Genomic DNA, 26,293 nt, shown 5'->3' with positions numbered 1-26,293 from the left:
CAGCAACGGGACGATTTCGCCGAGCCAGCTCGCCGCATCGGCGCGCCGCGTCGGCACGCGCGTGCCGCGCCGCCACGACACGCCCAGCGCCAGCAGCGGCTGGGCGACGAAGGCGCACGCCGCCGCGACGCTGCCGCCGAAGCCGGCCAGCGCGGCCAGCAGCACGCCCAGCGCCAGGGCCGCCGCGGCCCGGCGTTTTTCGCGCAGGCCGGGCCGCGGGCTCGGCGCGCCCCCCCGGCGGCGCCCGCGGGCCTGGCCCTCCCCCCGCGCGTGCCTGGCCGGCCCCCCCCCGCGCGGCCGGGCCCGCCCCCCCCGCCGCCTCAGCCGACGCTGCCTTCCAGCGACACTTCCAGCAGTTTCTTCGCTTCCACCGCGAACTCCATCGGCAGTTCCTTGAACACCTGCTTGCAGAAGCCGTCGACGATCAGGCTTACCGCGTCTTCCTCGGAAATGCCGCGCGAGCGGCAGTAGAACAGCTGGTCGTCGGAGATCTTCGACGTGGTCGCCTCGTGCTCGACCGTCGCGCCGGGGTTCTTGACCTCGATGTACGGGAAGGTATGCGCGCCGCACTTCTTGCCGATCAGCAGGCTGTCGCACTGGGTGTAGTTGCGCGCGCCGTCCGCGCCGGCACCGACCCGGACCAGGCCGCGGTAGGTGTTCTGGCCACGGCCCGCGCTGATGCCCTTGCTGACGATCTTCGACTTGGTGCGCTTGCCGACGTGGACCATCTTGGTACCGGTGTCGGCCTGCTGGCGGTGGTGGGTCAGCGCGACCGAGTGGAACTCGCCGACCGAGTCGTCGCCCAGCAGCACGCAGCTCGGGTACTTCCAGGTGACCGCCGAGCCGGTCTCGACCTGCGTCCACGTCACCTTGCTGCGCGCGCCGCGGCATTCGGCGCGCTTGGTCACGAAGTTGTAGATGCCGCCGCGGCCTTCCTCGTCGCCCGGGTACCAGTTCTGCACGGTCGAATACTTGATCTCGGCGTCTTCCAGCGCGACCAGCTCCACCACCGCCGCGTGCAGCTGGTTCTCGTCGCGCATCGGCGCGGTGCAGCCTTCCAGGTAGCTGACGTAGGCCTTGTCCTCGCAAATGATCAGGGTGCGTTCGAACTGGCCGGTATGGCCGGCGTTGATGCGGAAGTAGGTGCTCAGCTCCATCGGGCAACGCACGCCTTTGGGAATGAACACGAAGCTGCCGTCGGAGAACACCGCCGAGTTCAGCGCGGCGAAGTAGTTGTCGCCGGTCGGCACCACCGAGCCCAGGTACTGCTTCACCAGTTCGGGGTGCTCGCGGATCGCCTCGGACATCGAGCAGAAGATGATGCCCTTCTCGGCCAGTTCCTTGCGGAAGGTGGTGCCGACGCTGACCGAGTCGAACACCGCATCCACCGCGACGCCGGCCAGCTTGGCGCGCTCGTGCAGCGGCACGCCGAGCCGGTCGTAGGTGTCGATCAGTTCCTGGGGTACTTCGTCCAGCGACTTGTACTTGGCCTTCGGCGCCGAGTAGTAGCTGATCGCCTGGAAGTCGATCGGCGCGATCTTCAGCTTGGCCCAGTGCGGCACCGGCATGGTCAGCCAGTGTTTGTACGCGGCCACGCGCCATTCGGTCATCCATTCGGGCTCGCCCTTCTTCGCCGAGAGCGCGCGCACGGTGGCCTCGTCCAGGCCCGGCGGCAGCGAGTCGGATTCGATGTCGGTGACGAAACCGGCGGCGTAGCGCCGACCCAGCTGTTCGAGGATCTCGGCGTTGGGCGGGGTTTCGATGGTGTCGGTGGAAGTGATTTCGGTGGCCATCCGGCTGCCTACGTGTTTCGATTCAGATCGGTTCGTTCAAGCGGTGGCGACGCGCACCGCGATCGGGCGCCGCCGGGGGTCGTGGGGCGGGTGCAGCATCTGCTGCAGGGTCACGCCGCGCAGTGCGTCGGCGACCACGTCGTTGATCAGCCGCCAGTTCGCGCGCGCGCCGCACTGGTGGGCGATGCCGCAATGGCTGTCGGTCTGGCTGCATTCGGTCATCGCCAGCGGGCCTTCCATCGCCTCCACGATTTCGATCAGGCTGACCTGTTCGGCGGGGCGGCTGAGCCGGTAGCCGCCGTGCACGCCGCGCCGGCCTTCGACCAGGCCGGCCTGGGCCAGCGGCTTCAGCACCTTGGCCACGGTGGGCGCTTCCAGGCCGGAGTGTTCGGCCAGGTCGGTGGCGCTGAGCACCTCGCCCGGCCGCGCGGCGAGCACGGTCAGGACGACGGTGGCGTAGTCGGTGAGCTTGGTGACGCGGAGCATGGCAAAGGGCGGGATTCAAAACGTACCGAAATTGTACGCTTTTGGTCCCGTCCCTGCCAGTCCGGAGGGTCGGCCGCGGCTTACGGTGCCTGGGCGGCTGCGCCTGCCGGCGGTTCGGGCAGGACCAGGGCCAGGTAGGGCGGCGGCGGTTGCTGGCCGGGCGGCAGGGCTTGCGGCGCGGGCACGCCGGCCGGGCCGAGCGAGCGGACGAACCGGTAGATGGCGCGGCGGTCCGCCTCCGACATGTTGCGGAGGGTGAAATCGGGCATCAGCGGGCGCGTGCGCAGGGTGGCGCTGTAGGTCAGCCAGTCCTGCTCGCTGAGCTTGTCGATGGACAGGCGCAGGTTGGTCGGATAGGCCGTTCCCCACGGGCCGTAATGGCCCAGCGGCGACCCCTGCAGCCATTCCGACGTGGGGGTCCGGCCGCCGCTCTCGGCGTAGCCGGGCGTGTGGCAGTCGTTGCAGCCGCCGACGCGCACCAGGTATTCGCCGCGCGCGACGAGGTCGGCTTCGGCGTCCGGCGTGGCGGCGACGGCGGACGGGACCGCCGACGATTGCGGCTGGCAGGCGGCGAGGACGAGCAGCAGCGGCGCCAGTGGCAGGCCGATCGGGGCGATGTTCGGACGGGACATGGTCGTGTTCCAGAATGGGTTGTCGATGAAACGCGGGCCGGCATCGCATCAGGACAGTTTTCCCGCCCCGCCTGCCATCGGTCATGGGTACCTTCGTCATGCCCAGTGCCCGGGCATGCGACAATCGACGCCGTCCTTCCCTTTCCGTCACGTTACGAATGGCCAACAAGAAGATCGAAGCCCGCAAGTCCGACATCCACGGCAATGGCGTGTTCGCCATCGCCCCGATCAAGAAGGGCGAATTCATCATCGAATACAAGGGCAAGCGCCGCACCCACGCCGAAGTCGACGAGGACGACGCCGGCGACGTCGAGTCGGGCCACACCTTCCTGTTCACCCTCAACGACGAATACGTCATCGACGCCAACTACAAGGGCAACCGCGCGCGCTGGATCAACCACAGCTGCGCCCCGAACTGCGAAGCGGTGATCGACGAGCACGAAGGCAAGAACCGCAAGAAGGACCGCGTCTACATCGAGGCGATCCGCAACATCAAGCCGGGCGAGGAGCTGACCTACAACTACGGCATCACCCTGGACGAGCCGCACACCGCGCGGCTGAAGAAGATCTGGGCGTGCAAGTGCGGCTCGAAGAAGTGCACCGGCACGATGCTGCAGCCGAAGAAATGACGAACACCCTGCGGCCATCTCCACCGTAGGAGCGGTGTAAGCCGCGAACCCTTCTCGCCGCGCGCTTCTCGCGGGGAGAAGGGGCCCGAAGGGCGGATGAGGGGCGCTCTTCGACCTTGATTTTGCCGTTGCTTCATGAGGGGCAACCGCAAAAGCAGCCGTTCGCTGCGTTCGCGGCCCCCATCCGCCCTTCGGGCACTCCCGACCAAAGCTTTCGAGGGCAGGCTCTTTCCCCGCATGCGGGGAAGGGGTCGCGGCTTACGCCGCTCCTGCAAGGGAAGGAGCAACCGCATTGGACTTTGGAACGATGCGGTAACATCCCGGCTGCGACACTATGTCGGCTTCCCACCCCACAGGAGTCGAGTCCATGGCCTCATCACTGACTGGCAAGGTCGCGGTCGTCACCGGCGCGGCCAGCGGCATCGGCAAGGAGATCGCGCTGAACCTGGCCAAGGCCGGTGCGCACATCGCCATCGCCGACCTCAACGCCGCCGGCGCGCAGGCCGTCGCCGAGGAAATCAATTCGGCCGGCGGCAAGGCCATCGGCATCGCGATGGACGTGACCAGCGAGGACGCGGTCAAGGCCGGCATCGCCGAGGTCAAGGAAAAGCTCGGCCCGGTCTACATCCTCGTTTCCAACGCCGGCATCCAGATCGTCAACCCGATCGAGAATTTCGCCTATTCCGATTGGAAGAAGATGCTGGCGATCCACCTGGACGGCGCGTTCCTGACCACCAAGGCGGTGTTGCCGCACATGTACGAGGACGACCGCGGTGGCGTCGTCATCTACATGGGCTCGGTGCACTCGCACCTGGCCTCGCCGCTGAAGTCGGCCTACGTGACCGCCAAGCACGGCCTGCTGGGCCTGGCGCGCACGCTGGCGAAGGAAGGGGCGAAGCACGGCGTCCGCAGCAACGTGGTGTGCCCGGGCTTCGTGCGCACGCCGCTGGTGGAGAAGCAGATTCCCGAACAGGCCAAGGAATTCGGCATCAGCGAGGAAGAGGTGGTGAAGAAGATCATGCTCGGCGGCACCGTCGACGGCATCTTCACCACGCTGGACGACGTGGCCGAGACGGTCAGGTTCCTGTGCGAATTCCCGAGTGCCGCGCTGACGGGGCAGAGCATCACCGTCAGCCATGGTTGGCATATGCAGTAGCCGGCCAATTGATGATGGCAAGGCGCTTCGTCAGCTGGAAAACCTGCGGTCGGGATTACGAAATCATCGAGTACGACGCGAGTACCGCTCCGTGGCGTGAGGTCCGCAGGTTCAAGGGGCTGGAAGTAAGTGCCAGTGGATTGGTTTGGGGCGCTGAGGCGCCGAAGGGTTTGTATCCCGGTTCGATTCAGTCCTAGAAAAGGAACCAACTGCGATGGCTACTCGCAAGAATGCGGTTGTTGCCAAGCGCAAGTCGAGCACGCCTAAAACCAAGCCCGAAACCATCGCCCTCGTCCTCCAGGGCGGCGGCGCGCTCGGCGCCTATCAGGCCGGCGTCTACCAGGGCCTGCACGAAGCCGGCATCGTGCCGAACTGGCTGGCCGGCATCTCCATCGGCGCATTCAATACCGCGCTGATCGCCGGCAACGCGCCGGAGAAGCGCCTCGATGCGCTGCGCGAATTCTGGGGCACCGTATCGCAGCCGTACTGGCTGCCGGCGACCACGCTGGGGCAGGAGGCGCACCTGGAAGGACTCGACGGCGATGCGCGCAACTGGCTCGATGCCTGGGAAGCGTGGCGCGCGCTGGTCGAAGGCCAGCGCGGCTTCTACCTGCCGCGCATGTGGTTCGATCCGTTCTTCTCGCACGGTCCCGGTGCGGCCAGCTGGTACGACACCCGGCCGATGCTGCAGACGCTGGAAAGGCTGGTCGACTTCGACCGCCTCAACGACGGCGGCATCCGCGTCAGCGTCGGCGCGGTCGACGTGGCCAGCGGCAACTTCGAATACTTCGACAACGCGCACATGCGCCTGGACGCGCGCCACGTCATGGCCTCGGGCGCGCTGCCGCCGGCGTTCCCCGCGGTCGAGATCGACGGCCGCTGGTACTGGGACGGCGGGCTGGTGTCGAACACGCCGCTGTCGCAGATCTTCGCCGCGCAGCCGCGCCGCGATTCGCTGGTGTTCCAGGTCGACCTGTGGAGCGCGCGCGGCGACGTGCCGGACAACCTGCTCGACGTGGCCGAGCGCGAAAAGGAAATCCAGTACTCCAGCCGTACCCGCACCATCACCGACGCGCAGCGCATCGTCCAGCACTACCGTCGCCTGTTGCGCGAACTGCTCGAGGAACTCCCCGCCGGGGTGCGCGAGACCAACCCCTGGGCGCAGCGCGCCGCCGAGCTGGCCTGCGACCGGCGCTACAGCGTGATCCACCTGATCTACCGCGACCGCGCGCGGCTGGGCCACTTCAAGGACTACCAGTTCGGCCGCGTGGCGATGCGCGAACACTGGCAGTCGGGCCTGGCCGACGTGAGCCGCGCGCTGGCGCACCCGGAATGGCTGGAACTGCCGCAGGGCGAGAACAGTTTCGTCACCCACGACGCGACGGCGCCCTGAGTCCGCTTCCGCGTATTCCGTGAAGGCGGCTTTCACACGCAGGGATGCGCGACTCGCGTAAAAGGTTGCAATGACTCTCGACAGGCGCGCGGGTCGGCGCTGGTCCCTATTCTGCGCGCATCTTGGGAGCGGGGTGCACGGATGAAAGCGAAGATCGTGGGCGGCAGCCTGGCCTGCCTGGGCATGGCGATGCCGGCGATGGCGGCGGAAAGCGGCCCGTCGGTCGCCATCGACGGCCGCATCGACCCGGCCGAATGGGCCGGCGCGCAGCACATCACCGACTTCCGCCAGGTGATGCCGTTCTCCGGCGCGCCGGGCTCGCTGCAGACCGAGGCGTGGATCCTGGCCACGCCGGACGGTCTCGCCGTGGCGTTCCGCAACGTGCAGCCGGCGTCGGTGCCGCGCACCCGGCAGAAGGTGCGGCGCGATTTCGAGGAGCAGGTCGACCGGGTCAACGTGAACATCGATTTCGATGGCGACGCGCGTACCGGCTACAACTTCTGCGTGTCGTCGACCAACGGCATCGGCGACGGCCTGTTCACCAACGAGAACGCCTTCAGCGCCGACTGGGACGGCAACTGGCAGCACGCGGTCGGCGAGGACGGCGACGCGTGGACGGTGGAGATGCTGATCCCGTGGCACATCGCGACGATGCAGAAGGCGAACGGCGACGTGCGCACGATCAAGGTCTACGTGGACCGGGTGATCGGCTCCACCGGCGAACGCGCGGCGTGGCCGGCGGCCAGCTTCGAGCGGCCGAAGTTCCTGTCCGAGTTCGCGCCGATCCAGGTGCGCAAGTACAGCCAGTCGCTGCTGGCGGTGACGCCGTACGCGTCGGGCCTGTACGACAACGTGCGCGGCGGCAGCGACTTCGACGGCGGCGTCGACGTGTTCTGGAAGCCGAACGGCCAGTTCCAGCTGTCGGCGACGGTCAACCCGGACTTCGGCCAGGTCGAGAGCGACGACCTGGTGGTCAACTTCAGCGCCACCGAGACCTTCGTCGGCGAGAAGCGCCCGTTCTTCACCGAGAACCAGGGCCTGTTCGAATACACCACGCCGTCGGACTTCAGCCAACTGCTGTACACGCGGCGCGTCGGCGCGCCGGCCGACGACGGCAGCGGCGCCGGCGACATCGCCGCGGCGCTCAAGCTCAACGGCAGTTTCGGCGCGACCAAGTACGGCGTGTTCTCGGCCGAGGAGGACGGCGACGCCGGGCGCTCGTTCAACGCGCTGCGCGTGGTCCGCGACTTCGAGAACCAGAACCTCGGCGCGATGTGGGTGCGCACCGAGCGGCCGTTCCTCGAGCGCACGGCCGATGTCGCCGGCATCGACCACAACTGGCGGCCGAACGCGCGCTGGAACGTGCGCACGCGGGTGTTCGGCAGCAGGATCGAGGACGACGGCCGGATCGTGCGCGACAGCGGCGCGACGGTGTGGGCCGACTACCAGATGGACCACGGCTGGCGCCAGCAGTGGATCGCGATGCATTTCGGCGACGAGCTGCAGCTCAACGACGCCGGCTACCTGTCGCGCGCGGACCTGAACTACCTGCACTGGGAATTCCGCAGGCGCTTCGACGAGCTCCCGCCGGAATCGCGCTATGCGTCGAAGGAGTGGCGCTGGCGCGCCAGCTACGTCGGCAACGACCACGGCCAGAAGCTCAACGACCAGTTCCGCATCAGCCGCCAGTCGCGGCTGCGGAACGGCAGCGAGGAATACCTGCAGGCCAACATCAACAGCGCCGGCCTGACCGACGACCTGACCCGCGGCAACGGCGTGCTGCGCCAGCCGGCCAACTTCAACGCGGTTTACGAATACACCCGCCCGCGCAAGGGGCGCTGGGCGCAAGAGCTCGAGGCGCAATTGATGTCCGGCGGACTGGCCGGCAATGCGAAGATCGGCTACGCCGTGCAGTACAAGCCGATCTTCTTCGTCAACGACGCCTTCAGCATCACCCTGGGCGCGTACACCGACCACACGCCGGACTGGCTGGTGTGGCAGCACGACAACCTGATCGGCAGCTTCGATGGCCGCGAGACGCATCTGGAAGCCGGGGTGGACTGGTCGATCGGCGACCGCCAGGAACTGCGGGTGAAGCTGCAGGCGGTCGCGGTCGACGCGCGGCTCAACCAGGCCTACACGGTCGAGCCGGGCGGCCGTGCCGTGGCCAGCGACGAACCGGTCGACGACTTCAGCGTGCGCAACCTCGGCTTCCAGGTGCGCTACCGCTACGAGCTGGCGCCGCTGTCGTACCTGTACGTGGTCTACGGCCGCGGCGGCTACCGGCAGGAAGCGTATTCCGACGGCACGGGCCAGCTGTTGCAGGACAGCTTCGACCTGCGCGACGACGAGCAGTTGCTGGTGAAGCTGAGCTACCGCTTCGAACTGTGAATGTCCCGGCCTGTCGCGGGAGCTGTTTCCGCGCTCAATCCGGCAGGCGCTGGATCACCGCCGAATACAGGTGCCAGCGGCGCTGTTCGTCGCTGGCGCCGTCGGCGACCGCCGCGCGCAGGTCGAACTCGCCGCGGTAGCGGCGCACGCTGCCGTCGCGTTGCCGCGCGCGCAGTTCGACCGGCACCTTGACGTAGCGCGAACCGGCCGCGCCTTCCAGGCCGTGTGCGGCGCCGATGGTGGCCTGCACCGATTCGGTATCGGCGTAACCGTCGCGGAAACGGGCGAAGTCCTGGCGGCTGGCCGCGCCGCCGTCGTCCCACTTGGCGTAGGCGGTCTCGAAATCGCCGGCGTTGATCGCCGCGTAATAGTCGCGGACCACCACTTCGGCGTCTCCCGCCGTTGGTCCGGGCAGCGGGGCTTGCGCCGGTGCGGCGGCATCCGGCGTCGCCGCTGCGGCCGCGGCATCGGTGGCGGCCGCAGCGGCAGCTGTGTCGGCGGTGGTGGGTGCCGGCGCTTCCGCGCTGCAGGCCGCCAGCGCGGCGATCAGGGCGACGGCGGCGAATTCATTCTTCATCGGGCAGTTCCAGGGCGATGGGTTGGTCGAAGGCCACGACCACGCGGCCGTCCTCGATGCGCGCCGACTCTACCTGCAGGTTGCCGAAGGTGGCCAGCAGTTTCGGATCGAGCCGGTAGACCGGTTCGCTGGCGGCGAAATCCTGCAGCAGCAGCGTCAGCAGTTCGCGGCCGTTCGCATCGATCTCCAGGCCCGGCTGCTCGGGAACCACCCGCTCGATCACCGGCGCGTCGAGGTAGAAGGCGCGGCCCGGTTCGTCGTAGCGCAAGCGGCTGCTGAGGTAAACGCGGCCCAGCGGAATGCTGCCGGCGCCCGGCGATCCGGCGCTGGCGCGGAACTGCATGCGCAGGCGGTCGCCGCGGGCCGGGATCTCCAGCGCCGGATCGCGCGCGGTCACCGTGAACAGGCCGCCGAGCGCCTGCACGCTGTACGGGAACTGCGTACGCAGCGACTGGTCGATGCGCGCGGCGTCGATCGCGATCTCGTTGGCGGCGACCGCGGCGCGCAGCGCAAGCGGCACGGCGAGCAGCAGGCAGGTGGCGATCAGTCGGCGCAGCGGCATGCGGGTCCACGGGGAGCGGTGCTGCCGCCAACATAAGCGCCGCGCGTGAATGCGGGCTCAACCCGCGGACAGGCGGCGCTTGCGCTCTTCGGTGTAGTGCCACCACGGCCGCGGCGGCGCGCCTTCCATGAAGCGCACCGCGCTGATGAACGCGTCGATGACGCACGGATCGTGGCGCGCGCCGGTGGCGCGGCACAGTTCGTCGTACAGCCGGTACGGGTCGCGCCCGACCAGTTGCCGCGGGTGCTCGATGCCGAGCAGGCGGAAGTCGCCGGCCATCGCCTTGCCGATGCTGGGCAGGTCGGTGAGGGCCTTCGCTTCGGCGGCGCTGCGCGCTTTCATGCCGCCCAGCATAGCGCGCCGCGCCGGGCGCGGCTCAGGCGCGCTTGAGCTCGCGGGCGAAGCTCTCCAGCTGCGGGCGCAGCGCGGCGAACGCCGCATTGTCGCCGTGGCGGCTGCTGAGGCCGTCGAGCAGGCGCAGGCCGATGGTCAGCGCGGCGCGCTCGTCGCCGTCGAGACCGCGCTGGCGCTGCACCGATTCGAGCAGGCGCATCCAGTCGTCGGCGTCGCGGTGCTCGAACTCGATCGTGCAGCGCCCGCTGCAGGGCAGGCCGTCGCTTTCGATCGGGGTGACGGTGATGCGGTAGCGGTGGGATGGGGAAGTCATGGTCGTGCCGGGGAACTGCTTGCGTTATCGCACGGCCACGATAGGCCGCCGCCGGCGCGGCGGCGAGGCCGCGGCCGTGATTGAGCGTTCCACCGGCCGTCCCGTCCGTCGCTCCCCGCGGCAGGGGGCGAATTTTCGCGGGGCGGAAACGACTCGGGACGGCCAAGGCCGTCCCGAGGTTGCGAAGCCGGAGGCGTCGCGCCGCGATCAGGCGGCGGCGTCCTTCAGCTTCTTCAGCGCGCGCACCTTGACCTTCACCGAGGCGGGCTTGGCGGCGAACCAGACCTCTTCCTTGGTGAACGGGTTGATGCCCTTGCGCTTCGGCTTGGCCGGCACGCTGACCGCGGTGATCTTCAGCAGGCCCGGCAGGGTGAAGGCACCGGCGCCCTTCTTGTTGATCGAGGCGTGCACGGCGGCTTCGAGGCCGGCCAGAACGGCGCGGACGTCCTTCGCGGCGACGGCGGTGGATTCGGCGATGTAGGCGACCAGGCCCGACTTGCTCAGGGCTTCCTTGATCGGCTTGCTGGCGGCCGGCTTGGCGGCTTTGGCGGCCTTCTTCGGGGCGGCCTTTTTCTTCGTTGCCATATATGTCCTGTGTACCGTAGTAGGTGGGTTGTATTGAATTCGAAAAGCCTGCGTGGCCCTTCGGAAGCGAAATGTAGGGCATTCGCGCGCGGTTGCAAAGCCCGAAACGGCTGTTTCCAAGCGTTTTTCGCCAGATGCGACGATCGGCGCGGGCGGGCACCGGGAAAACGCCCGCGCGCCGCCGCGTCGCGCCGCGGCTTTTGCGGCGTTGCGGCATCGCGATCGGCCGCGCTCATTCCTCCTCGTGGTGCGGTTTGTACGCCGCCACCAGCTTCTGCTGCACGTTCGCAGGAACCGGCTCGTAGTGGCTGAAATCAAGGGAATACCGGCCCTGTCCGGCGGTCGCCGACTTCAGTTCGGCGGCATAGCCCTCCAGTTCCGACAGCGGCGCCTGCGCGCGCACCACGATCTCGCCGCGCACCGTATCGGTGCCGTTGATGCGCGCGCGCTTCGACGACAGCCCGCCGGTGATGTCGCCGACCTGCGCTTCCGGCGCGCTGACCTCCAGGTCGACCACCGGTTCCAGCACCTGCGGCCTGGCCTTGAGGATCGCGTCGAGGAAGGCCTTCTTGCCGGCGGCGACGAACGCGACCTCCTTGCTGTCCACCGGGTGGTGCTTGCCGTCGTGCACGACCACGCGGATGTCCTGCAGCGGGTAGCCGGCGATCGCGCCGCTTTCCAGCACCTGGCGCACGCCTTTCTCCACCGCCGGCAGGAATTGCCCCGGGATGGTGCCGCCCTTGACCGCGTCGACGAACTCGAAGCCGGCGCCGCGCGGCAGCGGCTCCACGCGCAGGAACACCTCGCCGAACTGGCCGGCGCCGCCGGTCTGCTTCTTGTGCCGGTGGTGGCCCTCGGCGGGCGCGGCGATGGTCTCGCGGTAGGCGATGCGCGGCGGCCGCGACGTCACTTCGACGCCGTAGCGCTCCTTCAGCCGGTCCAGCATCACCCGCAGGTGCAGGTCGGACAGGCCGCGGATCACCGTCTCGTTCAACTCGGCGTGGTACTCGACCGCGAACGCCGGATCCTCCTCGGCCAGCCGCTGCAGCGCGCCGGACAGCTTCTGCTCCTGGCCCTTGCTGGCCGCCTCGATCGCCAAGCCGAACATCGGCTTCGGGAATTCGACCGGCGCCAGGTGGATGCGGTCCTCGTCGTGGCTGTCGTGCAGCACCGCGTCGAAGTGCAGCTCGTCGACCTTGGCCACCGCGGCGATGTCGCCGGGCACGGCCCGGTCGATCTCGACGTGGTCCTTGCCCTTGAGCTTGAACAGGTGGCCGACCTTGAACGCCTTGCGCCCGTCGTCGACGAACAGCTGCGAGTCGCGCTTCACCGTGCCCTGGTAGACGCGGAAGATGCCGAGCTTGCCGACGAAGGGGTCGTTGACGATCTTGAACACGTCGGCGATGGCATGCGCGTCCGGATCGGGCCGGGCGACGATGGGGCGGTCGTCGGCGTGGCCGCCGCCGTTGGCGCCGGCGCCCTTGAAGAACGGCGGCGGGTTGGCCTCGGCCGGGTTCGGGAACAGGCGCTCGGCGATGTCGAGCAGTTCCTTGACGCCGACGCCGCTGCGCGCGGAGACGAAGCACACCGGCACCAGGTGGCCCTCGCGCAGGCACTGCTCGAAGGCGTCGTGCAGCTCGGCGCCGGACAGGCCGCCTTCGCCCAGCTCGAGGAAATGCTCCATCACCGTCTCGTTGATCTCGACCACCTGGTCGATGATCTTCTGGTGCCAGTCGGCGACCGGGCCGAGGTCGCTGTCGCCGGCGGTCTGCCGGAAGCAGTCGACCACGCGCGCGCCGCCGTCGGCGGGCAGGTTCAGCGGCAGCAGTTCCGGGCCGAACTCCTCGCGCAGTTCGGCCAGCACCGCGGCGCAGTCGGCGCCTTCGTGGTCGATCTTGTTGATCGCGACGACGCGGCACAGGCCGCGTTCCTTCGCGCGCTGCATCAGCCGGCGGGTGCCGTGGGCGACGCCGTTGTCGGCGTCGACCACGATCAGCGCGGTCTCCACCGCCGACAGCGCGGACAGCGCGGGGCCGCGGAATTCGGGGTAGCCGGGGGTGTCGATCAGGTTGACGTGGATGCCGGCATGGTCGGTGCTGGCGATCGCGGTGTCGATGGAATGGCCGCGGGCCTTTTCCATCGGGTCGAAGTCGGACACGGTGGTGCCGCGTTCGATCGTGCCTGCCGTCTGCAGGGCGCCGCCGGCATGCAGCAGGGCTTCGAAGAGCGTGGTTTTGCCGGCGCCGGGGTGGCCTGCCAGGGCCACGTTGCGGATCTGTTGCGTGCTGTAGGACATGAGGCCGTTCCTCCCGTGCGGTTGGGTCGAAGGCCGTCATGGCTGTCCGCGTGGAAGAGAGCGCAGCCGTGCGAGCGTTGCGCTCGACGGGCGGTCATGGCGGGGGGGGGAGCATCCGCAGCGGGGGCGAGCGGGGCAAGTGGCGGTGCGGAATCGGCCTGCACTACCGGCGCTTTGCGACAACCCTTCTCGCGCTTGCGGGAGAAGGGGTCCCGAAGGGGTGGATGAGGGCTCCGCTCTCCGCGCGAAAAGCCGGGCCCTCACCCTCGCCCGCTTCGCGGGCTTTCCCTCTCCCGCAGGCGGGAGAGGGGTTTTTCGTGCCAACGCCGTCTTAATCCGGCGGGTGTAACCTGCGCTTCCCCTCGCAAAAGGAGTCCGGCCATGGCTTTCAAGCGTTACGCCGACGCGCAGTGGAGCGGCGACCTGCAATCGGGCACGGGCAGCATGAGCACGCCGCAGAGCGGGCTGTTCGAGGCGCAGAACTACTCGTTCAAGACCCGCTTCGGCGACGAGAAGGGCACCAATCCCGAGGAACTGCTGGCCGCCGCGCACGCCGGCTGCTTCAGCATGGCGCTGTCGGCGGTGCTGGGGAAGGAAGGCTTCACCCCGGACAGCATCCAGACCCGCGCCGAGGCGACGATGGAGCCGGGCATGGACCCGGGGCCGACCATCACCGGGGTCAAGCTGATCGTCTCGGCGAAGGTGCCGGGCATCGACGCGGCGCAGTTCGAGCAGCTCGCGCAGGCCGCCAAGGCCGGCTGCGTGGTCTCGCGCGCGCTGGCGGTGCCGGTCGGCCTGGAAGCGACGCTGCTCGCCTGATCGCGCCCATGCCGTCGCGGGCTCAGGCGCCCGCGATGGCCCGCACCGCGCGCACGGCGCGCTCCACTTCCTCCGGCGTGTTGACCAGGCTCGGCGCCAGCCGCGCGTAGCTGACCGCGTACGGGCTGCTGCTGGCGACGATCCGCGCTTGCAGCAGCCGCTTGACCACGTCCTCCGGTTTCAGGCCATCGACTTCGAAGGCCACCAGCCCCGCCGACAATTCGCCGGACATCGGCGTGTGCAGGCGGACCTTGCGGATGCCGGCCAGGTCGGCCTTCAGCTGGTCGTTGAGTTCGCGGATGCGCGCGCCGACGCGGGCGCGCCCCATCGCCTCGTGCATGCGGAACGCGGCCAGCGCGCCCCATTGGTGCTCGAAGGCCTGGAAGCCGCCCGGGGTCATCCGTTCGGCGGTGGTCGGGCCCTTGCGCTCGCGACCCTCGATCCACGCATTCCAGCCTTCGATCTCGGAGAAGTCGGGGACGATCGGCGTCAGCCGCGCCCAGTTCTCCGCGCTGGCCCAGACCATGCCGGTGCCGCGCGGGGCGAACATCCACTTGTGGCAGCCGGCGCAGAAATAGTCGGCGCCCAGCGTGGCGGCGGCCACGTCGGTCGAACCGAAGCCGTGCACGCCATCGACCACCAGCAGCACGTCCGGGTGGCGTTCCTTCAACGCGTCGACCATCTCGCGGACCGGCAGGCGCATGCCGGTGCTGGAATGCACCCAGGTCAGGCCCACGACCCGCGTGCGCGGCGAAACCGCCTGCAGCAGCCGGCCGACCATCGCGTCGGGGGTGGCGGTCGCCGCGTCCTCGTAAAGGGCGATCCGCCGCATCGAGGCGCCCGCACGGCGCGTGGCGTAAGCGATCGAGGTGATGTGCGAGTAGTGGTCGTGCGCGGTGGCCAGCACCTCGTCGCCGGGCTTCAGCGGCAGGCCGTGGTAGACCAGCGCCAGGCCCTCGGTGGTGTTGTGGGTCAGGGCGATGTCCCCGGCCCTGCCGCCGACGTAGCCGGCGATCGCGGCCAGCACGTGGCCGGGCACCCATTCGGCGGGGTCTTCGCTGTAGCCGTTGTGTTCGACCGTCTGGTACGGGTCGCGGTCGATCGCCCGGCGCCAGGCCTCGACCGCGTCGCGCACCGGCTTCGGGTGGCTGGCCAGGTAGAAACTGGCGAAATGCAGCCACGCCGGGTCCAGGTCGAACTGCGCGCGCACCTTGCCCCAGTCGGAAAGGTCCGGCATCGGCGGCGCTTCTTCGGCCAGGGCGGCGGCGAAGCCGCCCGGCAGCAGGCTGGCGGCGCCGAACGCGGCGGGCATGGCGAGGAAGCGGCGGCGGCTGAGGGCGGTGGACATGGGCGAAACCTCGGTTGGCCAGTGCAGGTGACAACGCGCCGCCGCAACCCCGTCGGCCAGCCGGCGACGGCGGCGCAAGCTGTCGCCGGGTTGAACGGGCGCGGCGCGGCGGGCGGCCGCGGGGCCGGGTTCAGACCGATTTCACCCGCGCGCCCCGACGATGCACGGGCGCGATCCCGCGCCCTGGGGGCCCACGCCATGAAATTCCCGTCCCTCCGCCTTCTGGCCAGCGCGCTGCTCGTCGGCGCCGCGATCGCGGGCCCGGCCGCCGCGCAGTCCTACGGCGCCTACCCCGGACCGGACGAGGTCGGCCCCGCCGACGAATACGACTACGCCCGGGTGATCCGGGTCGATCCGATCATCGACCGCGGCAGCGGCGTGGCGCGCGACTGCTACTACCGCGAATCCGACGGTTACTACGCCGGCGACGACCGCGGCTATCGCGACGATGGCTATTACGGCGACGGCCGCGGCTACCGCCGCGACGACGGTTATGCGCGCGGCGGCAGCGACGCGGGCCGCACCGCGTCGACGGTGCTCGGCAGCGTGATCGGCGCGGTGCTCGGCAGCAAGGTCGGCGGCGGCAGCGGCCGGATGGTCGGCACCGTGGTCGGCAGCACGGCCGGCGCCGTGGTCGGGCGCTCGGTCTACGAGAACTCGCGGCGCCAGCGCGACGTGCAGCGCGGCACCGTACGCGTCTGCGACCCGGAACCGGCCGGCGACGGCTATGGCGGCTATGGCCGCGAGGACGCGCGCGTGGTCGGCTACGACGTCACCTACGAATACGCCGGCCGCATCCGCCACACCCGCACCGACCACCATCCCGGCGACCGCATCCGCGTGCGGGTGCTGGCGGAGTGAGGTTCCGGTTCCCTCTCCCGGCGGGAGAGGGGCGCTCCAGCGACAAGCGGCTTCCTTGCCACCCCGATTCACATTCCGCATAGTGGCCCCGTCGAAAAACGGGGCCTCTTGCTTATGCGTCTCTGGATCTGCGTACTCGCGCTGCTTTCGTTCGCCGGCTGCCAGGCCGCGCAGGAACCCGCACAGCCGGTCACCGTGCTCAGTGCGCAGCGCATCTACACCTCGAACCCGCAGCAGCCGCAGGCGCAGGCCATCGCCTGGGGCGAGGACGGCCGCATCGTCGCGGTCGGCGAAACCGATGCGCTGCTGAAGCAGTACCCGAAGGCCAGGCGCATCGAGTTGCCGCAGGCCACGCTGGTCCCCGGCCTGATCGACGCGCACGGCCACGTGATGGGGCTGGGCCTGGCGCTGCTGCAGGCGGACCTGGTCGGCACCGGGAGCAAGGACGAAGTGCTGGCGCGGCTGCGCGAGTTCGAGAAGACCCTGCCGGCCGGCGCGTGGCTGACCGGCCGCGGCTGGGACCAGAACGACTGGCCGGAGAAATCCTTCCCGACCGCGGCCGACCTGGACGCGGCCTTCCCCGATCGCCCGGTGTGGCTGGAGCGCATCGACGGCCACGCCAGCTGGGCCAATTCGGCGGCGCTGAAGCGGGCGGCGGAAAAGGAACCGCGCCTGCTGTCGGCGGACTGGCAGCCGGAAGGCGGCCGCATCCTGCGCGACGGCGGCAAGCCGACCGGCGTGTTCATCGACCGCGCCGGCGCACTGGTCGACGCGGTGGTGCCGCCGGCCGACGACGCCACCTACGCGCGCGCGCTGCAGGCGGCGCTGCAGGCGGCGGTGGCCAACGGCCTGACCGGCGTGCACGACATGGGCGTCTCGCGCGAGGCGCTGGCGCTGATGCGCAAGTTCGCCGACGCGGGCAAGCTGCCGCTGCGGATCGACGCCTATGCGGACGGCGACGACGATGCGCTGGCCGACCTGTGCGCGAACGGCCTGTACACGCATCCGGGCGGGCGGCTGCAAATGCACGGGGTGAAGCTGTACATGGACGGCGCGCTGGGCAGCCGCGGCGCGGCGTTGCTCGAGGACTACAGCGACGACCATGGCAACCGCGGCCTGCTGGTCACCGACCCGGCGGCGTTCGAGGCGGCGGTGCGCAAGGCCAAGGGTTGCGGCGTGCAGGTGGCGACGCACGCGATCGGCGACCGCGGCAACCGCATCGTGCTGGATACGTACGAGAAGGTGCTGGGCGCCGATGCGAAAACCGACCACCGCTGGCGCATCGAGCATGCGCAGGTGGTGTCGCCGGACGACATCCCGCGTTTCGCGCAACTGGGCGTGATCGCGTCGATGCAGCCGACGCATGCGACGTCGGACATGCCGTGGGCGGAAGACCGGCTGGGGGCGCAGCGCGTGCTCGGCGCGTACGCGTGGCAGCGCTTCCTGAAAAGCGGCGCGCGGCTGGCGCTGGGTTCGGATTTCCCGGTGGAATCGGTCGATCCGCGCCTGGGCATCTATGCGGCGGTGACGCGGCAGGACCGCGAAGGCCAGCCGCCGGGCGGCTGGCAGCCGGACCAGAAGCTGAGCCTGGCCGAAGCGCTGCGCGGCTTCACCGCGGATGCGGCGTGGGCCGGCGGCGACGAGAAGGAAGTCGGCCAACTGGCGCCGGGCCTGCACGCGGATTTCGTGGTGCTGAAGGACGATCCGTTCGCGCTGCCGGAATCGGAACTGGACGACATGCAGATCGAATCGACCTGGGTGGACGGCAAGGCGGTGTTCGGGAAATAAAGCGCGCATCCGCTGCGCGTGCTGGCGAAATGGATTAACCGGACCGATTCGTGGCGATCATCTGATCGATGCCTTTCATTAGATGGATCGGGGATGGCTTATCGCGGCCAGCACGCTAAAATTCTGATGAGTCCCAATTAACTTTTGGGTGATGGGGGATATGGAGCGATACTTCACCAGCTTGCTAAGTGACTTAGAAACGTGCTCAAACGACGTTGAGTGCAGGGCGCGTTTTGTATCTACTTCCAGAATGCTTATCCAGCAAGTGGACTACGCACTTATTGAATGGGTCTCCAAGAAGAATGTTCCGGTGGAGTTGCAGCCTCCTCAGAAATATGTGCTGCCTTTGCTGCAGCCAGCAGATGGATCGCTAGTCGATGCCCTTGAAGCTCTACTCATATCAGTAGAACAGGCGGGGTGGTCTGGAGCTTCACGCACTCTTATCTTGCCAGTCGGCGAGCGCGCCGCGTCGAGAATCTCTGGTGAGGATGGCGGAAATCTCATTTCTCTACTTCGCAATACGATCGCTCGTCGCAATGATGGAGCTGAGGGGCATGGCTTGCCAGGAGGATACGATCGTGAAGCAGACATTGATGCATTACGCTTTCTAATCGATGGCTTCCGGAATTTCTTGCCACAAACAGGCAAGAATGACTCTCTTCAGTTTGGCCCCACGGGCAGTAGAACTGAGCTTCAATTCCTACGAACCTTCGAAGGGAGCCCTTGCCTGATCAGAAGAGTAAAGACGCTGGCAAGAGACAGGTGCAGAGTCTATTGCCAAAGAGTTTCCGGGAATCTGCAGCGGGAAGAGTTCAACTATGACTCGACCAATCCATTCTTCACCTTAGGTGGTCAAGGAGCTCCACAACTCACGACTTGGGACAACTCTTGGAACCCTCTGTGCTTTGTGCCTGATCGGACGACAGATACATTTACCGGGCGACAGAGTCAAATTGAGGAGTTGGTTGAGTGGGCGAACGACGAAGGCTCTAGAGCTAGCTTGATTTTCGGGGACGGTGGCTATGGGAAGACGACGCTTGCCATTGAATTCGCCCATCAACTTCTCGATGAGCAAATACAGGTTGAATGGAGACCTTCGGTAATTGTCTTCTATACGGCGAAACGAACTCAGTGGGGTCTTGATGGACTTCGCCCAGTTGGCGTTGGGCAGCCGCACTTGGTCGAAATGCTCGCGCAAGTTCACCAACTTCTTTTTTCCGCGTATCCAGACCAAAACTTCTATCGTTCAACGGCTGTGGAGGCTACGAGCAAGCTCCAGACTAGGATCAAGAATGATCTGGGCTACACCCCGAAAGATGTGTTGTTGATAGTTGACAACACGGAAACCCTTATTTCCAGTGAAGAAGAGAGAACTGAACTCGGAAAAGAACTACGCGAGGTTGGGCGCAGAGTTGGGCGAACGCTGCTGACATCGCGAAGGCGGGAATTGACGGAGGCGGTTCCAATTGCCATTGACGTATTGGATGAATCGGAAGCGCTAGATCTCATAAAGCGTCGGGGGAGAAAGCTCAATTCTAAGTTACTCAACAAGGCTTCAGATTCTGAGTTGCTCAAGGAAATTAGCGCATTAGAGCGCCGTCCAATCGTATTGGAAGCTTTGGCAAACGCCGCATCCGACCCAAGTGTGCGCAAGCTCCAAGATGCTACTACTCGCGTCGCGAGCATGCTGCAGAGAGAGTTGGGGGAGTTTCTTTTTGCGGATGCCTGGGGAAGATTCGCTCTGGATGTGCGCAGAGTTCTCCTCTTGATGGCTAGGGTTGGTGATGCGCATGATGCGCAATCTCTCAAGATTTGCTCTGATGTAATTAGCATCTCTCCATCCGCCACTGAACAAGCGCTTGAAGAGTCTGGTGGGATTGCGTCGACAGTTGTCATTCAGGGGCAGCCACAGATTACGTTTTCTCGGAATTTTCTCGAATTCGCCAAGAATAAGTCGGTCAAATTGGCCTCGGGAATGGATAGTCCTTCAGATGCTGAGGTATCGAAGGCGCGAGAGGCTTACTCCGCATTCGTCCGAGATGCCCAAAAGTTCACCGGCGATCGAGTAGGCGAGGCATATCGCATTCCTCAAGCCAGAGCGGCACACCAAGCACGGCAGCAAGGTAAATTTGAAGAAGCTCGTCGACTATATGAAGCAGCCGTTCTGAATGACTCCACAAATGGCTGGCTTAGAGATCGATTCGCGTATTTTCTCTTTCATGACCTGCGCGACAATGAAGCTGCTCTGCACCAGGCAAAGAAGGCCGTAGAGTTGCTTCCCGATGAAGGTGAGGTATGGTTCACCCGCGGGTTGATCGAGGCGCGTCTAGGAAACCCTAGGGCATCAGAGATCTCCTTGAGGAAGGCACATCAACTGGGAATTCCTGAAATTCGTTGTGACGTGCAACGTGCATGGGCGTACTTGAAAAGCAGGCCTGTTCAGCTCCCAATCGCGAAAGCCCTCATCGCAAAACTCGAGCGCGGTTTGAGCTCGCACCGTTCAGATCCAAGATTGAAGAATGAACTGCAACTTCTTAAGGGTCGCTACGACCATTTATATGGAAAGTACGGCATCGGCGGATAACTGGCTCGGATGTTCGCGTCGGGTCGTAGGCGGTCTCTAGCCCTCATTCCCTGAGTCTGATCACACTGTCGCTGGTCTGATCATCAACCTTGGGGTTGCCGATGCGTTCGCGTTAGCGCACGCTCGGCCCCGCAATGCGGGCATCTGGGAGCCCGCGACATCCACCGCCGATGCATTCCAGTTGACTTAAGTCATAGGCAGGCCGGGATTCCGGCCGATAATGGGCGCCATGTCGCGCCAGTGGAACCAGGTTTTCTCACGTCTCGCCCTCGCGGCGACGCTGGCGCTTGTGTTCATGCCGTCGCTGGGCAGGGTGGTGCGGGTCGTCGCGGCACAGCCGCAGCAACAGGCGCAGCACCACGACCACGCCGGCATGGCTGGCATGCACGACATGGCGGGCATGCACGGCATGCACCAGTCGCCTGCGCAGGAAGGCCACGGCGGGCCTGCGGTTCCCGCCGACGGCGACTGCGAGTACTGCCCGATCCTCGCTTCGCTGTCGCTGCCGGGCGCCTACGTCTTCGCGGTTCCCGCGCTGGCGTGGCCATTGCGCTGGGGTGCCAGCGGATCGCTCGGCCAACCGGGCCGGGCCGTCGTCACGGGACTGGGAGCGCGCGGCCCGCCGAGCGTGGGCTGACCGCAAACCCCCACCGGGCGCACGCCCGCCAACTCCCGATATGCGAGAACACCCATGCTACGTTCGCTTCCGCGGACGCCGGCCTCGGCACGCCTGTGCGCTGCCGTCGCCATCGCGCTGTCCGCCACCACGCTCCAGGCCGCCACCACTGCGTCGGACGACGCCCCGGCCGATCCGGTCAACCTCGACTCGGTCGTCGTCATCGGCGTCCGCCCGGTTTCGCCGCTGACCTTCGAAACCGACCCGCGCCAGCCGCGCCAGCCGATGCCGGCCAGCGACGGCGCCGACTACCTCAAGACCATCCCCGGCTTCACCGCGATCCGCAACGGCGGCACCAACGGCGATCCCGTGCTGCGCGGCATGTTCGGTTCGCGCCTGAACCTGCTGACCAACGAGGGCGCGATGCCGGGCGCCTGCCCCGCGCGCATGGACAACCCGCTGTCCTACGTCTCGCCCGACACCTTCGACCGGCTGGTCGTCGTCAAGGGGCCGCAGACCGTGCTGTGGGGACCGGGCGCCTCCGCGGGCACCGTGCGCTTCTCGCGCGACCGCGAGGTCTTCGACGCGCCGACGCTGAAGGGCAGCGGCAGCCTGCTGGCCGGCAGCGACGGCCGCAACGACCAGGTCGCCGATGCGACGTGGGGTGCGCCGCGCGGCTATGCGCGCGTCTCCGCCAACCGCTCCGATTCGGACGACTACCACGACGGCCACGGCGACGTGGTGCCGTCGCGCTGGACCAAGTGGAACGCCGATGCGGCGGCGGCGTGGACGCCCGATGCCGATACGCTGCTGGAAGGCTCCGTCGGCCGCGGCGACGGCGAGGCCCGCTACGCGGGGCGCGGCATGGACGGCGTGCAGTTCCTGCGCGAAAGCCAGGCGCTGCGCTTCGAGCGCCGCAACCTGCCCGGCGTGTTCGACGGCATCGAGGCGAACGTGTACCGCAACCGCGCCGACCACGTGATGGACAACTACACGATGCGCGAGCCGAACCCGACGGGGCCGATGCCGATGCCGATGGCGTCGAACGTGGAGCGCCTGACCACCGGCGGCCGCGCGGCGCTGTCGCTGTCGGGCGAGCGGTTCGACGCCACGCTCGGTTTCGATGCGCAGGACAGCCGCCACCGCAGCCGCAACGGCATGGGGCGCAACACCTATGCCGCGCAGCCGTGGCAGCGCGACGCCACGCTGCGCGATACCGGCGTGTTCGGCGAGGCGACCTGGCGCATCGACGACCAGGCCCGCATCGTGGCCGGCGCGCGCGCGGACCGGGCGACCACCCGCGACGAGCGCCTGGTTGCCGGCGCGATGGGCATGCCGAACCCGACGGCCGGGCAGACGCGGCGCGAAACGCTCGCCGCCGGCTTCGTCCGCTACGAGCACGGCGCCGCCGGGCAGGGCCTGTCGTGGTACGCCGGCGTCGGCCAGACCGAGCGCATGCCGGACTACTGGGAACTGTTCAGCGCCAACCGCGGGCCGGACGGCGCCGTGAACGCCTTCGCCGGCGTCGGCACCGAACGGACCACGCAGCTCGACGTCGGCCTGCAGTACCGCACCGCGCGCATCGACGCGTGGGTCTCGGGCTACGCGGGGCGGATCGACGGCTTCGTGCTGTTCGACTACCTGCCGGGCGGGATGATGGGCACCACCACCGTCGCCCGCAACGTCGATGCGAACATCCACGGCGCGGAAGCCGGCATGGCGTGGAAGCCGAGCATGCACTGGCGCTTCGAGGGAACGCTGGCCTGGGCATGGGGCGAGAACGCGACGGAGCAGCGGCCGCTGCCGCAGATGTCGCCGCTGGAGGCGCGGCTGGGCGCCGAATGGGACGGGCACGGGCGCTGGTCCGCCGGGGCGCTGCTGCGCGGCGTCGCGCGCCAGTCGCGGGTGGCGCCGGGGCAGGGCAACGTCGTCGCCCGCGACCTCGGCCCGACGGCCGGCTTCGGCACGCTGGCGGTGCACGCCGCGTACCGCATCGACGACGTGTTCCAGCTGACGGCGGGCGTGGACAACCTGTTCGACCGCTACTACGCCGAGCACCTGACCCTGGCCGGCAGCGCGGCCTTCGGCTACCCCGCCGATCCGGTGCGCATCGCCGAGCCGGGCCGGACGCTGTGGCTGCGCCTCGGCGCGAAGTACTGAGGCCGGGCAGGGGACGCGGCAGGTCGTGCGCGCCCCCGCTTGCCGGGCGCCCGGAAAGACCGGGGCCGCGGCGGGCTTCGATGCGCCGCCGACTTCATTCCCGCTTCACGCCGGGCCCTTGGTACGTTCACCCGCGCGGCGGAAGCTTGGACTGCCTCGCGAACGGGTGCGGCAGACTTGCCGTGTGCCGTGTGCCGTGTGCCGGTTGCCGGGGCCAGGTCGAAGCCTCACTCATGCACGGAGACAGGACAATGGCGGGAAACATCGAAGGCGCCGGCGCACGGCGCGGGAACCGGTGGCGGTTGGCGGTATGGGGCGGCGCGGCGGCGCTGCTGTCGTTGCCGTTCGTGGCGATGCAGTTCACCGGCGAGGTGCAATGGACCTTGTCCGACTTCGTCGTCTTCGGCCTGCTGCTGCTCATCGTCTGCAGCCTGTTCGAACTGGCGATGCGGCTGCTGGCCACGCGCGGGGCGCGGATCGTCGCCGCCATCGCGATCGTGCTGGGCTTCCTGTGGGTGTGGGCCGAACTGGCCGTGGGCGTCTTCACCGACTGGGGCAGCTGAGCCGCCGCGAGGGAAGCCGCGTCCTCGATGCGTCGGCCGTTGCCGATACGGTTTGTACGCTCGGGCCGGGGGTGGGCCCGCGTTACCGAAGAAGCGGCGAAGCATGCGCCGCCGCCCATGCGAACCGTAGTCTCGGAGGGAGAAAAAATGGCCAAGGCATTCGACAGGATCCCGCGGCGCGCGCTTGCGCGCGCGCGGCTCGGCGCGCTGGTCGCGGCGGCGCTGGCGCCCGCCGTGGCGATGGCGCAGCTCGCGCCCGACGCCGCGCAGGCGAAGGCGGCCGAGACCGAGCGGCAGATGACCGACGACGAGCGCTTCTCGATGCTCGTCAGCCTGATCGGCGAGGTGCCTTCCATCGGCGTGCCGCGCGATCCGCGCATCCCGGCAGAAGTGGACAACATGAGTGCCGGCTACACGCCCGGCATCCCGCGCCTGGGCATTCCCGCGTTCCAGAGCAGCGACGCCAGCATGGGCGTCACCAACCCCGGCTACCGGCCGGACGACAAGGGCGCCACGGCATTCCCCGCGCTGATCCTCGCCGGATCGACCTTCAACCCCGAACTCTCGCGGCTGGGCGGCGCGGCGATCGGCCGCGAAGCGCGCTCGCGCGGCTTCAACATCCAGTTGGCCGGCGGCATCAACCTGCAGCGCGAGGTGCGCAACGGCCGCAACTACGAGTACTACTCCGAAGATCCATGGGTCAGCGCCGTCATGGCCTCGGCCGCCGTCGGCGGCATCCAGGGCGAGGGCGTCATCTCCACGCTGAAGCACTACACCCTCAACGCCAACGAGACCAACCGCCACTGGCTCGACGCCATCGTCGATCCGGCGGGGCACCGCGAATCCGACCTGCTGGCGTTCCAGATCGCGATCGAGAAGTCGCAGCCCGGTTCGATCATGTGCGGCTACAACAAGATCAACGGCGATTACGCCTGCGGCAACGACCTGCTGCTCAACAAGTTGCTGAAGGACACGTGGGGCTACAAGGGCTACGTGATGTCCGACTGGGGCGCGACGCCCGCGTGGGACTACGCGCTGAAGGGGCTGGACCAGGAGTCGGGCATCCAGCTGGACGTGCAGCAATGGGGCGCGGAGGCGTTCACCGACAAGCTGCGCAAGGCGTATGCCGACGGCGGGTTCCCGAAGGAAAGGCTTTCGGACATGGTGCGGCGCATGCTCTACGCGGCCTATTCGGTCGGCATCGACAAATGGGGCGCCGCGCCGGAGGTCGACCTGGCGAAGCACAACGCGATCGCGCTCGACATGGCGCGGCAGGGCATCGTGCTGCTCAAGAACGATGGCGTGCTGCCGTTGGCGGCGGGCAGGAAGCTGAAGATCGCGGTGATCGGCGGCCATGCGCAGGAAGGAATCATCGCCGGCACCGGATCGGGCGCGGTGAAACCGGTGGGCGGCTACGCCGGCGTGGTCAAGATCGGCGGGGCGGGCATCATGGGCGCTGGTCGCAACATGCACCTGTTCGCGCCGTCGCCGCTGGCGGAACTGGAGAAGGCGTTCCCGGATGCGACGATCGATTTCGATCCCGGCTACACGCCGGCCGAGGCCGCGTTGACGGCCAGGCGCGCGGACATCGTCGTCGCGTTCGGCATCCGCGTCGAAGGCGAGGGCTTCGACAACGTCGACCTGTCGCTGCCGTGGGGCCAGGACGCGGTGATCGACGCGGTGGCCGGCGCCAATCCCAACACGATCGTCGTGCTCGAAACCGGCAACCCGGCGTCGATGCCGTGGCGGAACAAGGTCAAGGCGATCCTGCAGGCCTGGTATCCCGGCCAGGCCGGCGCCCGGGCGATCGCCGAGATCCTCGCCGGCAAGGTGAATCCGTCGGGTCGCCTGCCGATCACCTTCCCGGAAAGCCTCGAACAGACGCCGCGCCCGGAACTGGCGGGACTCGGCACGCCATGGGGTACGCCGACGACGATCCGCTACGACGAAGGCGCCGAGGTCGGCTATCGCTGGTACGCGCAGAAGGACCTGAAGCCGATGTACCCGTTCGGCCATGGTCTCGGTTACACCAGCTTCGCCTACAGGGGCCTGAAGGTCGAAGGCGGCAACACGGTCACCGCGACGTTCACGGTCACCAACACCGGCAAGCGCGCCGGCGCCGACGTGCCGCAGCAGTACCTGGTCGGCGCGCCGGACGGCAAGCGTATGCGCCTGCTCGGATTCGAGCGCGTCGAGCTGAAGCCGGGCGAATCGCGCAAGGTCACGCTCACGGCCGACCCGCGGTTGCTGGCAAAATTCGACGCCGAGGCGAACCAATGGCGCATCGCCGGCGGAAGCTACCGGCTGGCGCTGGGCAAATCCGCCGGCGACCTGCAGTTGAGCGATGCCGCAACGCTGACCGGGCGGCTGTTCGGCAAGTAAAGCGG

Annotated in this window: 22 protein-coding genes; 12 read left to right on the top strand and 10 right to left on the bottom strand. The window is 67.9% G+C overall.

The features are described 5' to 3' along the window. Window positions 1-320: 320 nt before the first annotated feature. The 3 genes from sufB to CSC71_RS12930 form a co-directional block, all read right to left on the bottom strand. On the bottom strand, window positions 321-1,793 hold the full coding sequence (sufB, locus tag CSC71_RS12940) for a Fe-S cluster assembly protein SufB (protein ID WP_162374791.1): 1,473 nt from the start codon (window positions 1,791-1,793) through the stop codon (window positions 321-323). 36 nt (window positions 1,794-1,829) lie between these two features. Further along, a complete protein-coding gene (locus tag CSC71_RS12935) occupies window positions 1,830-2,279 on the bottom strand; it encodes an SUF system Fe-S cluster assembly regulator (RefSeq protein ID WP_162374790.1) in 450 nt (149 codons plus the stop codon). 80 nt (window positions 2,280-2,359) lie between these two features. Next, complete coding sequence (locus CSC71_RS12930; RefSeq protein WP_211368027.1) at window positions 2,360-2,911, bottom strand: cytochrome C; 552 nt, start codon at window positions 2,909-2,911, stop codon at window positions 2,360-2,362. Window positions 2,912-3,069: 158 nt separating this feature from the next. On the opposite strand from CSC71_RS12930, the gene CSC71_RS12925 reads away from it, so the two are divergent. From CSC71_RS12925 to CSC71_RS12910, 4 genes are all read left to right on the top strand, one after another. Continuing rightward, entirely contained in the window at window positions 3,070-3,540 is a 471-nt protein-coding gene (locus CSC71_RS12925) for an SET domain-containing protein (RefSeq protein ID WP_162374789.1), read from the top strand. Window positions 3,541-3,907: 367 nt separating this feature from the next. Next, window positions 3,908-4,696, top strand: coding sequence for a 3-hydroxybutyrate dehydrogenase (locus CSC71_RS12920; RefSeq protein ID WP_162374788.1), 789 nt, complete (start codon window positions 3,908-3,910; stop codon window positions 4,694-4,696). 214 nt (window positions 4,697-4,910) lie between these two features. Continuing rightward, complete coding sequence (locus CSC71_RS12915) at window positions 4,911-6,089, top strand: DUF3734 domain-containing protein (RefSeq protein WP_162374787.1); 1,179 nt, start codon at window positions 4,911-4,913, stop codon at window positions 6,087-6,089. Window positions 6,090-6,230: 141 nt separating this feature from the next. Further along, window positions 6,231-8,480 (top strand): DUF5916 domain-containing protein, encoded by a 2,250-nt coding sequence (locus tag CSC71_RS12910; RefSeq protein WP_211368025.1) that lies wholly within the window; start codon window positions 6,231-6,233, stop codon window positions 8,478-8,480. A gap of 34 nt (window positions 8,481-8,514) precedes the next feature. Here the strand turns inward: CSC71_RS12910 and CSC71_RS12905 are convergent, their stop codons facing one another. The 6 genes from CSC71_RS12905 to fusA form a co-directional block, all read right to left on the bottom strand. Next, the gene (locus tag CSC71_RS12905) at window positions 8,515-9,057 is read right to left on the bottom strand and encodes a hypothetical protein (RefSeq protein WP_162374786.1); all 543 of its coding nucleotides are present in this window, start codon (window positions 9,055-9,057) and stop codon (window positions 8,515-8,517) included. Beyond that, entirely contained in the window at window positions 9,047-9,619 is a 573-nt protein-coding gene (locus CSC71_RS12900; RefSeq protein ID WP_162374785.1) for a YceB family lipoprotein, read from the bottom strand. Before CSC71_RS12900 ends, CSC71_RS12905 begins: the two co-directional genes overlap by 11 nt. A gap of 57 nt (window positions 9,620-9,676) precedes the next feature. After that, window positions 9,677-9,961, bottom strand: coding sequence for a helix-hairpin-helix domain-containing protein (locus CSC71_RS12895; protein ID WP_162374784.1), 285 nt, complete (start codon window positions 9,959-9,961; stop codon window positions 9,677-9,679). A gap of 34 nt (window positions 9,962-9,995) precedes the next feature. Continuing rightward, a complete protein-coding gene (locus tag CSC71_RS12890) occupies window positions 9,996-10,286 on the bottom strand; it encodes a DUF3861 domain-containing protein (protein WP_162374783.1) in 291 nt (96 codons plus the stop codon). Between the two features lie 207 nt (window positions 10,287-10,493). Next, complete coding sequence (locus CSC71_RS12885) at window positions 10,494-10,871, bottom strand: HU family DNA-binding protein (RefSeq protein WP_162374782.1); 378 nt, start codon at window positions 10,869-10,871, stop codon at window positions 10,494-10,496. A gap of 232 nt (window positions 10,872-11,103) precedes the next feature. Beyond that, window positions 11,104-13,167, bottom strand: a complete 2,064-nt coding sequence (gene fusA / locus CSC71_RS12880) for an elongation factor G (RefSeq protein ID WP_162374781.1) — start codon at window positions 13,165-13,167, stop codon at window positions 11,104-11,106. 381 nt (window positions 13,168-13,548) lie between these two features. Between fusA and CSC71_RS12875 the strand changes: the two genes are divergently transcribed. Beyond that, entirely contained in the window at window positions 13,549-13,986 is a 438-nt protein-coding gene (locus tag CSC71_RS12875; RefSeq protein ID WP_162374780.1) for an OsmC family protein, read from the top strand. 22 nt (window positions 13,987-14,008) lie between these two features. Here the strand turns inward: CSC71_RS12875 and CSC71_RS12870 are convergent, their stop codons facing one another. Beyond that, window positions 14,009-15,334 (bottom strand): aminotransferase class V-fold PLP-dependent enzyme, encoded by a 1,326-nt coding sequence (locus CSC71_RS12870; RefSeq protein WP_162374779.1) that lies wholly within the window; start codon window positions 15,332-15,334, stop codon window positions 14,009-14,011. A 198-nt stretch (window positions 15,335-15,532) separates the two neighbouring features. Here CSC71_RS12870 and CSC71_RS12865 point away from each other — a divergent pair, with 198 nt between their 5' ends. The 7 genes from CSC71_RS12865 (at window position 15,533) to CSC71_RS12835 (ending at window position 26,288) form a co-directional block, all read left to right on the top strand. Next, the gene (locus tag CSC71_RS12865) at window positions 15,533-16,195 is read left to right on the top strand and encodes a glycine zipper 2TM domain-containing protein (RefSeq protein ID WP_162374778.1); all 663 of its coding nucleotides are present in this window, start codon (window positions 15,533-15,535) and stop codon (window positions 16,193-16,195) included. A gap of 114 nt (window positions 16,196-16,309) precedes the next feature. Beyond that, window positions 16,310-17,983 (top strand): amidohydrolase, encoded by a 1,674-nt coding sequence (locus CSC71_RS12860; RefSeq protein ID WP_162374777.1) that lies wholly within the window; start codon window positions 16,310-16,312, stop codon window positions 17,981-17,983. 265 nt (window positions 17,984-18,248) lie between these two features. Continuing rightward, window positions 18,249-20,567: an ATP-binding protein gene (locus tag CSC71_RS12855; RefSeq protein ID WP_162374776.1), complete on the top strand. Its 2,319-nt coding sequence runs from the start codon at window positions 18,249-18,251 to the stop codon at window positions 20,565-20,567. Window positions 20,568-20,796: 229 nt separating this feature from the next. Further along, window positions 20,797-21,204 carry a DUF2946 family protein gene (locus CSC71_RS12850; protein ID WP_162374775.1) on the top strand — a complete coding sequence of 136 codons (408 nt, stop codon included), beginning with the start codon at window positions 20,797-20,799 and terminating at the stop codon, window positions 21,202-21,204. A 54-nt stretch (window positions 21,205-21,258) separates the two neighbouring features. Then, window positions 21,259-23,343 carry a TonB-dependent copper receptor gene (locus CSC71_RS12845; protein WP_162374774.1) on the top strand — a complete coding sequence of 695 codons (2,085 nt, stop codon included), beginning with the start codon at window positions 21,259-21,261 and terminating at the stop codon, window positions 23,341-23,343. Between the two features lie 251 nt (window positions 23,344-23,594). Beyond that, entirely contained in the window at window positions 23,595-23,906 is a 312-nt protein-coding gene (locus CSC71_RS12840; RefSeq protein WP_162374773.1) for a hypothetical protein, read from the top strand. 147 nt (window positions 23,907-24,053) lie between these two features. Then, window positions 24,054-26,288 (top strand): beta-glucosidase, encoded by a 2,235-nt coding sequence (locus CSC71_RS12835; protein WP_211368024.1) that lies wholly within the window; start codon window positions 24,054-24,056, stop codon window positions 26,286-26,288. The last annotated feature ends 5 nt before the right edge of the window (window positions 26,289-26,293 follow it).

Source organism: Pseudoxanthomonas sangjuensis (assembly GCF_010211755.1).
GTDB classification, from domain to species: Bacteria; Pseudomonadota; Gammaproteobacteria; order Xanthomonadales; family Xanthomonadaceae; genus Pseudoxanthomonas_A; species Pseudoxanthomonas_A sangjuensis.
This window is presented reverse-complemented; position numbering and strand designations above follow the sequence as displayed.